The organism is Schinkia azotoformans, assembly GCF_035811335.1.
Lineage (GTDB): Bacteria > Bacillota > Bacilli > Bacillales > Bacillaceae_J > Schinkia > Schinkia azotoformans.
Map to the genome: position 1 here is coordinate 136,982 of NZ_JARSMD010000005.1, position 13,360 is coordinate 150,341.

Sequence of the window (13,360 nt, forward strand, 5' to 3'; positions counted from 1 at the left end):
GTAAGAAAACCCGCCGCAAATATTGTGGTGGGTTTTAGAAATCTTTATGACGCGCGTTCGCACAAATGTGTTTGAACAGGCTGCTTTGATCCTATTCTTTGTAGCATTCTTACAAAAATATTATTGGACAAAAGTGAAACGATGATAAGGAATGTACCTAGAAGATCGTACACTGTTATGCAATTCCCTTGAAAAATTGAGACTAAAAGTGTTGTAACAGGAACAAAGTTTATGAATAACAAAGCATTTAAAGGTGATAAAATAGTCACACCAATATTCCATCCAACGAGCGCAATCGCTCCAGGGAATATAATCATAAATAATAAATGCGGGCTTACTGCTAGAATATTTTCCGCTGAAGGGACAGGTAAAACTCCAAACAAAGATGCCCCAACTGTAATAACAATAGCCGTAATTGTTCCAAGTAAACAGCTTAATGTTGAATATCGCAATTTTGATATTATGAAATTATATAAAAATTTAAAGGTGGATCATCATGGAATTTAAAGATTTAGAGATTTTTCAGATGGTGGCGGAAAAAGGAACGATTTCTGAAGTAGCAAAAGAATTAAAGTACGTGCAATCCAATATAACAATGAGGATTCAGAAACTCGAACAGGAACTGAATACCCCATTGTTTAACCGCCATCGTCGTGGGATGAGTTTAACACCAGAGGGGAAAAAATTACTGGCCTATAGTAAAAAAATATTATTGTTAACCGCTGAAATGAAAAAAGCCGTTCAAAGTAAAGAAGAACCATCTGGAAAATTAGACATCGGAACCGTTGAAACTGTCATACATTTACCGAAAATATTGTCTACCTTTATTAAAAAATATAAAAATGTAGATTTATCTTTATTTACTGGCGTGACGGAAACATTAGAAAAAGAGGTATTGCATCATAAATTAGACGGAGCGTTCGTTACAGAATCAGACTTTCATCCCGATCTTGTATCGCATGAAGTGTTTCGAGAGGAGCTTGTACTCATTTCAGATAAGCACTCCTCCTCTTTGGAAGAGTTGAAACAGGAGCCATTCTTATGCTTTAGCGAAGGCTGTGGATACCGCGCACGTCTTGAGGCTTGGGATAGGGACCAGAACATCACACCGCAGAAAGTGTTGGAATTCGGCACATTAGAAACGATCTTGCAAAGTGTTGCCGCTGGATTAGGCGTTACATTTGTTCCAAAGTCAGCAGTCACCCATATGGAACAAAATGGACTCATCCATTGTCATACACTCCCTGAAAAATACAGCAAGATAAAGACTGTTTTTATAAGAAGAGCCGATACTTACTTAACATCAACAATGGAAAAATTTATTGAAACAATCGAAAAGAATAATCAAGTGGGTCTATCCTTATGATAGCCCACTTTTTTACTCTCATTTCGTTGCCTGTTTAATATACTCAACTTCTTGGTCTTGTTCAGGTTTACGAACACTTTTGTTTTTTGGTGCCATTGATACTACCACAATGGCCATGAAGATTAAGGCAACACCAAGCCATGATGTCAATGTTAAATTTTCGCCGACTAAAAATGCGCCTAAGAGTGCTGCTGTTAGCGGTTCAAACAACGATAGAGTAACAGCCGTGGAGGCGGGGATTTTCACTAATCCTTTACTAAACAGTAAATAAGCAATTCCTGTTGCGAATACACCTAGATAAAGGCTTGTTCCAATTCCATTGATTTGGAATAACCATGATAGGTCAAATAAGAATAATAATGGAGCCAACATTATGGCTGCTAATGTAAATACGACAGCAACTACGGTATCCGGCGCCTGTGTTTTGAGCAATTCTTTACTAACTAATGTATATGTAGCAAATGATAATCCAGCTCCAAGTGACAACAGTATTCCGAAGGGTTGCACTTTTACCGCTCCGTTAGTTGTAAATAGAAGCAGGCATCCACTGATGGCAACAACGGTTGCAAGCCACCACGATTTTGTCGGCATTGTCTTTTTAAATATCCATTCCATGATGCCGGCTAAAATAGGAGAACTGCCGATTGCTACTACTGTTCCGATAGCGACCCCTGTTATTTTTACAGCTGAGAAAAAAAATGGTTGATAACATGCCATACATAAAGCAGCTAGGATAACCTCTTTCAATGGCCAATTTTTAAGCTTCAATTTTCCTTGCAATGCTACAAAAAGTAATAACGTAGTACCACCAAAGGCTAATCTCATCGCTCCAAATGAAATCGGATGAGTATCAGGCGGGGCAAATGTTTGCGCTGTACCTGTCGTCCCCCATAAAACAGCAGCCAATAAAACTAAAAATGTTGATAATCTGTCCTTCAAAATTCCGTTCCCTCCCCCCAACCATTATCAAAATCATATCACATTTCAAGCTCTTTAAAATATATATACATGAATACTATCTTTTTACCAATTCTAAAACTTATATGGAGAAATAAAACTGAAAGGATGGATTAAGTTGGCGAAAGACATTGAAAATATTTTGCAGGAAGGTATCCATGGTCCGAAAGAAATTAATCCCGAAGAAAGAAAAAAGTTCCTAGGAACATTAAGGGAAAGAATTTTAGCAGTGTTAACAAAATCTCAAGTCAGAGCATCCGGAACTAATAGTCAAATTCAAGATTTACTTAAACAGAATCCAAAGGTCAAGATGATTTTAAATGGGGATATTGACTACTCATATTTAAGAAAATACATTAAACTTGCGAACGATAATCATATTCCTTTTACTATTTCAAATGACCAGGAGCATCCGACCGATATTGGATTAGTTTTAGCTTATGATTATGCTGTCGATATAGAAAATATATATATTCAATGACATTTTCTTGACATGTATTCAACTTCCAATCTTTGGATGATAAAATTCAAATAGATAAATAAAAGAGTTGACTGTTACTCTGGATAAGTTTATCTTATCTTTATACCCTTGTAGGTATAAAGAATAATTAATATTCCATTGGGAGGAATAAACATGGGGAATAAAATTATTATCGTGGGTGGGGTTGCCGGAGGTGCAACTGCTGCAGCTAGATTAAGACGATTAGATGAAAAATCACATATTATTATGTTTGAAAAAGGCGAATATATTTCATTTGCAAATTGTGGACTTCCATATTATATTGGAGAAGTTATAAAAGACAGGAAAAAACTGTTAGTTCAAACTGTCGACGGCATGTCAAGCAGATTCAACATGGATATTCGCAATTTAAGTGAAGTAACAAAGATCAATCGTGACGCTAAAACGGTTACTGTTCACAATTTAAAAACTGGGGAAATCTATGATGAAAGCTATGATCAGTTAATATTATCACCGGGTGCGAGACCTATTGTCCCTCCGATCCCTGGAATTAAAGAGGCAAATAATTTATTTACACTTCGAAATATTCCAGATACAGATGCAATCAAGGCCTATGTGGATGATAAGAAACCAAAGAAAGCGGTCGTTATCGGCGGTGGTTTTATTGGTGTTGAAATGGCTGAAAATCTTCATGAGCGCGGAATTGAAGTCACATTAGTTGAAATGTCAAACCAAGTAATGGCTCCTTTCGATTTCGAAATGGCATCCATTTTACACACTCATATGGCCCAAAAAGGTGTCAACCTCATTCTCGAAGATGGTGTCCAAGCTTTTCAGAATAATGGTACAAAAGTAATTTTAAATAGTGGAAAAGAAATTGAAACAGAGATGATTTTATTAGCAATCGGAGTAAGACCGGAAAATGAACTAGCAAAAGATGCTGGTCTTGATCTTGGAGAACGCGGCCATATTAAAGTAAATGAATATCTCGAAACAAGCGATCCGGATATTTATGCTCTTGGTGATGCAATTGAAGTTACAGATTATATTAATGGTACCACCACTGCTATTCCACTCGCATGGCCAGCAAACCGCCAAGGTCGGATTGTTGCCAATAATATTTACGGAAAAAAAGAGAAATATAGTGGAACAATGGGTACTTCAGTCGCAAAAGTATTTGATTATACTGCTGCAAGTACCGGTAATAATGAGAAAACATTGAAACGCTTATGTATTAACAATTATCAAGTCATTCATATCCATCCCGGTTCACATGCCGGCTATTATCCAGGAGCAGCGCCAATCGCCTTAAAGGTCATCTTTGACAAAGAGACTGGAAAAATTTACGGCGCTCAAGGCATTGGAAAAGATGGTGTCGAAAAGCGGATTGATGTTATCGCAACCGCAATCAAAGGTGGCTTATCTGTGCTTGATTTGCCCGATTTAGAGTTGGCCTATGCCCCACCCTATTCATCTGCAAAAGACCCGGTGAATATGGCTGGTTATGTAGCTTCAAATATTATCGAAGATGCCGTTGAAACGATACAATGGCATGAAATCGACGATATTGTAGCGAATGGCGGCTATCTTGTAGATGTACGTAATCCAAGTGAATTGAAGCTTGGATTCATCAAAGGAGCTGTAAATATACCACTAGATGAACTTCGTGATCACCTTGATGAACTTCCAAAAGATAAACCAATTTATGTGAATTGCCAAGTTGGTCTTCGTGGTTATCTCGCCGCAAGAATATTGACACTTAATGGATTTAAAGCAGTAAACTTGGATGGTGGTTGGAAAACTTATTCCACAGTTTATGGAACTGGAAAAGATTCAAATTGTAACATCGTTACAGATGACTCTGGTGTAGCACGATTCGATTGCGTTGGTAATCCAATTAAATAGGCAATTATAGTCATTGACAAAGGGTGGCCAGGAAAAAAACTCCTGTTCCACCTTTTTGGTATTTTTACCTTTATTGTAATATTTTCAATAAATTGTAAACAAATTGTGATCAAATTCACATCAAATTTAGAAGAAAAAAAGTTATAATTCAATTACACTATTATTACTATTTTTAAAATGGGGACTGCTCGATGGAAACAACTTCTACAAAGGTGCAATTAGATCAACTAAATTCATTAAATTCTTTAATTGAAAAAAAACGGAAACAAATGATAAATAATGGACTTCAATATGGTTTTACTAATAAAAGGACAATCATGATTAGCCAAGAATTGGACAAGCTTATTAATGAGGTTCTCCACCTTGGAAATTTATTAACCAAAGAATGTAAAGAGTAATATCCACAACCTTAATAAGTTGTGGGTATTTTTTTGACAATTGATACTATTTAACAATTCAAAAAAATCACTTGTAAATTTCGGTGTACTATAGTAAATTAGTGTAAACAAAAATACTACCCTAAGTATAAAACTATATTCTTATCTCGAGAGGTGGAGGGACTGGCCCTATGAAATCTCAGCAACCAGCCTGAAGGTCAGGTGCTAATTCCAGACAGATAAGAAGAAGAATTGCAATGCAAAAAGTCTTCTTCTTAATGGAGGAGACTTTTTCTATTTTGACGTATTTTTAGTTTGACTTAATCAAAACTATTAGGTAGTAGGTGAAAACATGGGATTTTTACAAGATTTGCAAAATCGTATTTTAATAGCTGATGGTGCGATGGGGACACTCCTTTATTCATATGGTGTTGATTTTTGCTTTGAAGAATTAAACCTCTTGCAGCCGGACCGTATTACACAAATCCATGAAACCTATATTAAGGCTGGAGCGGATGTAATACAAACAAATACGTATGGCGCTAACTATATAAAACTTGGTAGGTACGGTCTCGAAGATCAGGTCAAAGATATTAATACAGCTGCCGTACGCCTTGCAAAAAAAGCTGCTAAAGAAAATACGTATGTGCTAGGAACTTTCGGTGGAATACGAGGAATTAAAAAAAGTGCAGCAACGATTGATGAAATTAAACGGTCTTTTCGTGAACAGCTCTACAGCATTCTGATGGAAGGTGTAGACGGATTATTACTTGAAACATTCTACGATTTCGATGAAATAAAGACCGTTCTAGAAATTGCTCGAAAAGAAACCGATTTACCGATCATCTCCCAGGTTTCTATTCATGAGGTTGCCGTCTTACAGGACGGAACACCACTTCGTATTGCCTTAAAAGAACTTGAAGATCTCGGGGCTGATGTTGTCGGTTTAAATTGCCGTCTCGGGCCCCATCATATGACCCAAGCGTTGGAAGAAATACCATTGCCAAAGAAAGCGTTCCTTTCAGCCTATCCAAATGCAAGCTTACCAGATTATGTAGATGGGAGATTAATATATGAATCAGATGCCGAATATTTTGGCGAGTGTGCCGTTAACCTCAGAAATCAAGGTGTTCGCCTCATCGGTGGCTGCTGCGGAACAACGCCCAAACATATTAAAGCTGTTAGCAAAAGACTAAAGGGACTAGCACCTGTTACACATAAGGATGTAAAAATTAAGGAAAATAAAAATATTATTACTGTTACAGCCAAACCTACTCAACCACACCTGCATGAAATTGTTACAAAAGAACGGTCCGTTATCGTTGAGTTGGACACTCCAAAAACATTAAATACTACTGCATTCATAGAAGGAGCTAAAGCTTTAAAAGAGGTCGGCATAGACGCTCTTACAATGGCAGATAATTCATTGGCTTCACCAAGAATAAGCAATATGGCAATGGCAGCGATTGTTAAAAATGAAGTGAAAATACGCCCGCTTGTGCACATTACCTGCCGGGACCGAAATTTAATTGGACTTCAATCCCATTTAATGGGTTTGGATGCTTTAGGGATCGACCAAGTGTTAGCTGTTACCGGTGACCCTACAAAGGTTGGGGACTTTCCGGGTGCCACATCTGTTTATGACTTGTCTTCTTTTGAATTAATTAGTCTTATTAAGCAATTTAATGAGGGGATAACATTTTCAGGAAAACCCCTGCAAAAAAAGACTTCCTTCTCAGTTGCAGCGGCCTTTAATCCAAATGTTCGCCATCTAGATAAGGCTGTTAAAAGGCTGGAGAAAAAAATTGAGCATGGTGCCGATTATTTTATTAGCCAGCCCATTTTTAATGAACAGCAATTTTTACACGTTTACGAAGAAACGAAGCATATCACAAAACCCATTTATATTGGGATTATGCCAATTGTAAGCAGCCAAAATGCCGAATTTCTTCACAATGAGGTGCCGGGAATTAAATTGACCGATGTAATAAGAAGAAGAATGGCTGATTGCGGAACAGACCGCGAAAAGGCTGCCATCGAAGGCATCGCGATTGCCAAATCTTTAATCGATATGGCGTTCGATTTATTTAAAGGAATTTACTTAATCACACCGTTTATGCGCTATGAAATTTCGGTTGAACTTGTGCAATACTTAAAAACTAAAAACTCCAAAAATTTACTAACAAGAAATTAAAAGTTTTCTTAGCTAAGAGAGGAAGATTAGATTGTCACACAATACATTGCAAGAACAGATGAAGAAAAAAATACTGATTATAGATGGTGCAATGGGAACAATGCTACAGCAAGCAAATCTTTCTGCAGCAGATTTCGGTGGTGAACTATATGAGGGCTGTAATGAGTATTTAAACATAACGGCTCCCCATGTTATTGAATGGATTCACCGTTCTTATTTTGAAGCTGGGGCAGATATCGTCGAAACAAATACATTCGGTGCGACAAAGTTGGTTTTAGCTGATTATGAGCTTGGTGCAAAAGCTTACGAGATTAATAAGGTAGCCGCCGAACTTGCTTGTAAAGTAAGGGACGAATTTGGAACACCTGAATGGCCCCGCTTTGTCGCCGGATCAATGGGACCTACAACAAAGTCATTATCGGTAACCGGAGGGGTTACCTTTGATGAGCTTGTTGATAATTACATGGAGCAAACACGTGGTTTAATTGACGGCGGTGTTGATCTTTTACTGCTGGAAACTAGTCAAGATATGCGCAATGTTAAAGCAGCCTTTGTTGGGATAGAACAAGCACGCTGGTCTTCAGGCAAAAATATTCCTTTGATTATTTCCGGAACGATCGAGCCAATGGGAACAACACTGGCTGGACAATCGATTGAAGCTTTTTATATATCTGTAGAGCATATGAAGCCTTTAGCTATTGGCATGAACTGTGCAACCGGACCCGAATTTATGCGCGACCATATTCGCTCCCTATCTGATCTTTCTACAACAGGGGTAAGCTGCTATCCGAATGCCGGATTGCCTGACGAAGATGGTAAATACCATGAATCACCAGAATCACTAGCGGCAAAACTCGCCGGCTTTGCCGAGAAAGGCTGGCTCAACATGGCCGGCGGCTGTTGTGGTACGACACCAGACCACATTCAGGCACTTGCCGAATATTTAAAGGACTACGAACCGCGGCAAATTCCTACAGAAACCCATCATCATGTTGTCTCAGGAATTGAGCCCCTTCTTTATGACGATTCAATGAGACCATTATTTGTTGGGGAAAGAACGAATGTCATTGGTTCACGAAAATTCAAAAACCTAATCATTGACGGCCAATTAGATGAAGCGGCTGAAATCGCCCGAGCCCAAGTGAAAAATGGTGCCCATGTTATCGATGTTTGTTTAGCAAATCCAGACCGCGATGAACTGGAGGATATGGAGAATTTCTTAGATGTACTCGTTAAAAAAATTAAAGTACCACTCGTAATTGATTCAACAGATGAAAAGGTCATTGAGCGAGCCCTAACCTACTCTCAAGGTAAAGCTATTATTAACTCTATTAATCTTGAAGATGGTGAAGAACGATTTGAGAAAATCGTACCTCTCATCCACCGCTATGGTGCGGCTGTTGTCGTCGGCACCATCGATGAAACTGGTATGGCGGTAACAGCCGAGCGCAAACTTGAAATTGCCGAACGATCCTATCATTTATTAGTAAATAAGTATGGACTAAGCCCTGAAGATATTATTTTCGATCCGCTTGTTTTCCCTGTCGGAACAGGTGATGAACAGTATATTGGTTCCGCCAATGAAACGGTAAAAGGAATTCGGCTTATTAAAGAAAAACTGCCAAGAAGCTTAGCCATTTTAGGGATCAGCAACGTTTCATTTGGACTTCCACCGGTAGGACGTGAAATTCTAAATGCCGTTTATTTATATCACTGTACACAGGCTGGACTAGATTATGCGATCGTCAATACTGAAAAGCTAGAGCGCTTTGCATCCATTCCAAAAGAAGAAATTACGCTTGCAGAAAAGCTTTTGTTTGAAACTACCGATGAGGTATTGGCGGAATTCACCAACCTTTATCGTGATAAGAAAAAAGAAGTAGCGGTTCAAAAAAATGATATGACACTTGAGGAAAGGCTTGCCTACTATATTGTTGAAGGTACTAAAGAAGGTTTAGTCTCTGATCTTGAGCTTGCCTTAAAGGAATATGATTCACCGCTTGATATTATAAATGGGCCGTTAATGGCTGGTATGGCTGAAGTTGGCAGACTTTTTAACGAAAATCAACTCATTGTCGCAGAGGTTCTGCAAAGTGCCGAGGTCATGAAAGCATCTGTTTCCTTCTTAGAACCTTACATGGAAGCAACAGAAAATGACAGCGGGAAGGGCAAGGTTTTGCTAGCTACCGTAAAAGGTGATGTCCATGATATTGGTAAAAATCTAGTCGATATCATCCTGACAAATAATGGTTTTAAGGTTATTGACTTAGGGATCAAAATAGCACCAGCTAATTTAATTAAAGCGATTGAAGAAGAAAAACCAGATATCGTCGGCTTATCAGGGTTGCTTGTAAAATCAGCCCAACAGATGGTGTTAACAGCCCAGGATATGAAACAAGCCAATATCTCTATTCCGCTTCTCGTTGGTGGGGCTGCCCTTTCACGGAAATTTACGGATACAAGAATCTCTCCGGAATATGACGGTCCGGTTCTCTACGCCAAAGATGCGATGAATGGATTAGATCTAGCGAATCGATTACAAGATAAGGAAGAACGGACAAAAATCATAAATGAAAAAATAGAGGCCTTAAATGCTGAAAAAGTCGAAGTACATCAACGTCATCGTTCTACTGTACCAGCAGAAAATGTCCGTTCTACAGTAGCAAAAGACGTACCTGTTTATAAACCAAGAGACCTTGAACAGCATATCTTAAAAGAGTATTCGATTGCCCATGTTGAACCTTATATTAATATGCAAATGCTCCTAGGACACCATTTAGGACTAAAAGGGAAAGTAGCCACGTTACTTGCGGAAAAAAATGAGAAGGCTGTTCAGTTAAAAGAAACCATTGATGGTTTGCTTACGGAAGCTAAAACAGGGGATTTTCTGCAGCCATCGGCCATTTATCGTTTCTTCCCAGCCCAATCTAATGGGGATTCAGTCATCATCTATGATCCAGATGATGTAACAAGAATAATCGAAACGTTTACGTTCCCACGTCAACACAAGGAGCCTTATTTATGTCTTGCTGACTATCTTCGCTCCGTTGATAGCGGTGAAATGGATTACGTTGGCTTCTTAGCGGTTACAGCCGGAAAAAATGTACGGAAGTATTCAGAGAAATTTAAAGAGGAAGGCAATTTCTTATTAAGTCATGCGATTCAATCATTAGCCCTTGAAACAGCTGAAGCCCTTGCAGAACGGGTTCATCAATTGATAAGAGACCAATGGGGCATTATTGATTCAACGGACCTATCAATCCAGGACCTGTTTGCGGCTAAATATCAGGGCCAACGCTATTCATTTGGCTACCCATCATGCCCAGAAATTGAAGATCAAGCCAAACTATTTAAGCTAATACGCCCTGAACAGATTGGAATCCAACTTACGGAAGGGTTTATGATGGAACCTGAGGCTTCTGTAACAGCCATCGTATTTGCCCATCCAGAAGCACGTTATTTTAATGTACTTTAAGCTTTCAAGAGAAAAAAGTAACTATCCTATCCATTGGTCGTGGCAGTGATCGTTACTTTTTTCTTATTTCTTTGATGAAATTATATAAAATTAACGCTCTTTTGGGAGCTTTTTTGTCCCTTTTACCGGGATCATGATACGAAAACACATCAAAAAGGATAAAATTAAGCGTGTTTCTTTTCTTTACTCTCTGCTCCTTCTCCACTCGGAAATATAGATGACTCCACTTTTTTTGATTCTTGTGACTCGAAAATCTTCATTTCAAGCATTCCTTCGATTTTTGCTTTATCTTTATTGCTAAGTTGCCTATATAGTATGAGAAATTTGATTTCATCATCAGTTAATTTTCCAAAAGAATTACTGTCAGGTATACCGTCATCAGTGGCTTGCTGCCTTGCTTTTGTTTCTTTGCCTGTCAGCAAATATTCCATCGATAGTCCTAATAATTTTGAAAGATTATAAAGGATTGTGGCATCAGGAATCCTTCCATTAACATAATTAGTCATAGCATTTTTAGATAATTTAAGTTCTTCTGTAGCCCTTGCTTGAGTATAACCCGCGTTTTTTAAAGCTTTTCTTAACCTTTCTCCAAAGTCATTAACTCCATTCATAAATTACCCCCCCACAAGCATGTGTCGTTATTTTAAAATAAAGACAAAAAAATTAGACATTTTCAGTTGACACCCCACGAATATGGGGTTTATAATTTGTTATAATTCGGTTGTGCATCATAATTTTACCACTCCTGTATGGAAAAAATAATATTTAGAAAATATTTTATTTTTTCCATACTTATTCTTAGTTCTTTTTTTGTAACATTTTCAAGTTTAATTTGCAAAATTGAATTGAAAACGTGGAAAATAATAGGATGAAAAACAAGTATCAATTGGCCGAAAAATCTTTAAATAGATCAGGTAACTATATAATTCATTGGGGGGCATATTAAAAAAAATAAAAATAGGAGTAGATAAATTTGTCTAATAAAAAGCACATTCCATTTTTCGGAATTAGAGTAAAGAAAAGACTCATTGAGCTGAACATGACACAAAGGCAGTTGGCGAAGAATATTGGAGTTAATGAAAATTATCTAACTGATATTCTAAATGGAAGACGTTCAGGAAAAAAATACATTGACCGGCTAACAAAGACACTAGCCCTTGATATAGATGAAAAGTAACTTATATAAGAATGAAGTTGAAAAGAATATGTTTGACCTTGAGCGGAAAATTTAAACATAAAATTTATTTCAAATTAATGAGAAAAATTATCATAATTACATTTCGTTAAGTATTAGAGGTGGAATCCATTGTTAGCCTATGATCAATTATTACATTTTTCAAATCGCAGAAAATATGAGTATGAATTGCAACGTGCGATTGATATAGAAAATAATGTGGGAATCTTATTTTTAGATTTAGATCGTTTTAAATATATAAATGATTCGCTTGGGCATAGAGTTAGAGATAAGCTCATTGTATCAGTTGCAAAAAGGCTAAAAGATCTTGTTGACAATGATACGATTGTATTAAGGCAAGGCGGTGATGAATTTACTATACTTGTCAAAGGTATAGGAAAAGACAATATTTCAAAACTTGCAAAAGATATTTTAGATCACATGAAAAAACCTTTTATTATTGATCAACATGAAATATTGATAACATGTAGTATTGGTATAAGCATTTATCCAGAACATGGCAAGGATATTGAAACGCTAATGAAAAATGCAGATGCAGCGCTGTATTGGGTAAAAGAAAACGGAAAAGACAATTATTCAATTTATAAAGGCTATATGATTGAAAAATCTGCTAATATTATGGAATTAGAATTAGAGCTTCGAAAGGCGGTTGAAAATCAAGAATTCATCCTCTATTATCAGCCTAAAATTGATCTAAATACGGAGGAGATTGTTGGTTGTGAAGCATTAATTAGGTGGGATCATCCTAGAAGAGGGATTATTTCCCCAGAAAAGTTTATACCGTTGGCTGAAGAGACTGGCCTAATTAATCAAATTGGGGAATGGGTGCTTAGAGAGGCATGTAAACAAAATAAAAAATGGCACGATACAGGCTGGTCTGATATTCAAATGGCGGTCAATATGTCTGTTTCCCAATTAAAACAATCGAATATAGTTACAACTATTGAAAGTCTATTAAATGAAACACAACTTGACCCGAGATTTTTAGAGATAGAAATAACAGAGAGTATTTCAATGGTAACTGAGGAAGAAAAAATAAAGCAGTTATTTGATTTAAAAGAATTTGGTATCAGTTTAGCCATTGATGATTTCGGTACGGGCTATAGTTCCCTGAAATATTTAAATAAATTGCCTGTCGATACATTAAAAATAGATAAATACTTTATAGACGAAGTTGGAATGTCTAATTATTCTACATCTTCACTAATGGTCAATGCGATTATTTCTTTGGCAAAATCATTAAATCTTAAAGTCGTTGCTGAAGGAATTGAAACACAGGAACAAATGAAATATTTAAAAAAACATCAATGTGATATTGGACAGGGGTATTTCTTATGTAAACCACTGCCAGCAGATGAGCTGGAAAAGTTTTTTAAAAGGTAATACTTGGTACATAATATCAACAAAAGGAAAAATTCTTTTATAAGTGGA

Annotated in this window: 11 protein-coding genes and 1 riboswitch; of the genes, 8 read left to right on the forward strand and 3 right to left on the reverse strand. The window is 37.1% G+C overall.

Annotated features, from left to right (window positions below; all coding sequences use genetic code 11):
* Positions 1-44: 44 nt before the first annotated feature.
* Positions 45-452, reverse strand: a complete 408-nt coding sequence (locus P9E47_RS02955; RefSeq protein WP_235786747.1) for an EamA family transporter — start codon at positions 450-452, stop codon at positions 45-47.
* A 44-nt stretch (positions 453-496) separates the two neighbouring features.
* Here P9E47_RS02955 and P9E47_RS02960 point away from each other — a divergent pair, with 44 nt between their 5' ends.
* A complete protein-coding gene (locus P9E47_RS02960; protein ID WP_326162569.1) occupies positions 497-1,366 on the forward strand; it encodes a LysR family transcriptional regulator in 870 nt (289 codons plus the stop codon).
* Positions 1,367-1,384: 18 nt separating this feature from the next.
* Here the strand turns inward: P9E47_RS02960 and P9E47_RS02965 are convergent, their stop codons facing one another.
* Positions 1,385-2,305 (reverse strand): EamA family transporter, encoded by a 921-nt coding sequence (locus P9E47_RS02965; RefSeq protein ID WP_326162571.1) that lies wholly within the window; start codon positions 2,303-2,305, stop codon positions 1,385-1,387.
* Between the two features lie 136 nt (positions 2,306-2,441).
* Here P9E47_RS02965 and P9E47_RS02970 point away from each other — a divergent pair, with 136 nt between their 5' ends.
* The 5 genes from P9E47_RS02970 (at position 2,442) to metH (ending at position 10,734) form a co-directional block, all read left to right on the forward strand.
* Positions 2,442-2,804: a YueI family protein gene (locus P9E47_RS02970; protein ID WP_004431680.1), complete on the forward strand. Its 363-nt coding sequence runs from the start codon at positions 2,442-2,444 to the stop codon at positions 2,802-2,804.
* A gap of 153 nt (positions 2,805-2,957) precedes the next feature.
* Positions 2,958-4,688, forward strand: a complete 1,731-nt coding sequence (gene cdr / locus P9E47_RS02975) for a CoA-disulfide reductase (RefSeq protein WP_326162572.1) — start codon at positions 2,958-2,960, stop codon at positions 4,686-4,688.
* Positions 4,689-4,879: 191 nt separating this feature from the next.
* A complete protein-coding gene (locus P9E47_RS02980; RefSeq protein ID WP_326162574.1) occupies positions 4,880-5,086 on the forward strand; it encodes an aspartyl-phosphate phosphatase Spo0E family protein in 207 nt (68 codons plus the stop codon).
* A 138-nt stretch (positions 5,087-5,224) separates the two neighbouring features.
* Positions 5,225-5,311: riboswitch (SAM riboswitch) on the forward strand.
* Positions 5,312-5,417: 106 nt separating this feature from the next.
* On the forward strand, positions 5,418-7,259 hold the full coding sequence (locus P9E47_RS02985) for a bifunctional homocysteine S-methyltransferase/methylenetetrahydrofolate reductase (RefSeq protein WP_326162576.1): 1,842 nt from the start codon (positions 5,418-5,420) through the stop codon (positions 7,257-7,259).
* Positions 7,260-7,317: 58 nt separating this feature from the next.
* On the forward strand, positions 7,318-10,734 hold the full coding sequence (gene metH, locus P9E47_RS02990) for a methionine synthase (RefSeq protein WP_326162595.1): 3,417 nt from the start codon (positions 7,318-7,320) through the stop codon (positions 10,732-10,734).
* Between the two features lie 164 nt (positions 10,735-10,898).
* On the opposite strand, the gene P9E47_RS02995 is transcribed toward metH, so the two are convergent.
* Positions 10,899-11,345, reverse strand: coding sequence for a helix-turn-helix domain-containing protein (locus P9E47_RS02995; RefSeq protein ID WP_326162577.1), 447 nt, complete (start codon positions 11,343-11,345; stop codon positions 10,899-10,901).
* A 362-nt stretch (positions 11,346-11,707) separates the two neighbouring features.
* On the opposite strand from P9E47_RS02995, the gene P9E47_RS03000 reads away from it, so the two are divergent.
* Entirely contained in the window at positions 11,708-11,911 is a 204-nt protein-coding gene (locus P9E47_RS03000; RefSeq protein WP_035195709.1) for a helix-turn-helix domain-containing protein, read from the forward strand.
* A 129-nt stretch (positions 11,912-12,040) separates the two neighbouring features.
* The gene (locus P9E47_RS03005; protein WP_326162578.1) at positions 12,041-13,312 is read left to right on the forward strand and encodes a putative bifunctional diguanylate cyclase/phosphodiesterase; all 1,272 of its coding nucleotides are present in this window, start codon (positions 12,041-12,043) and stop codon (positions 13,310-13,312) included.
* Positions 13,313-13,360: the final 48 nt, after the last annotated feature.

Coding starts and splice junctions, on each gene's coding strand:
- P9E47_RS02960 (WP_326162569.1), top strand. CDS start 497: ATGGAATTTAAAGATTTAGAGATTTTTCAGATGGTGGCGGAAAAAGGA.
- cdr (WP_326162572.1), top strand. CDS start 2,958: ATGGGGAATAAAATTATTATCGTGGGTGGGGTTGCCGGAGGTGCAACT.
- P9E47_RS02980 (WP_326162574.1), top strand. CDS start 4,880: ATGGAAACAACTTCTACAAAGGTGCAATTAGATCAACTAAATTCATTA.
- P9E47_RS02985 (WP_326162576.1), top strand. CDS start 5,418: ATGGGATTTTTACAAGATTTGCAAAATCGTATTTTAATAGCTGATGGT.
- metH (WP_326162595.1), top strand. CDS start 7,318: ATGAAGAAAAAAATACTGATTATAGATGGTGCAATGGGAACAATGCTA.
- P9E47_RS02995 (WP_326162577.1), bottom strand. CDS start 11,345: ATGAATGGAGTTAATGACTTTGGAGAAAGGTTAAGAAAAGCTTTAAAA.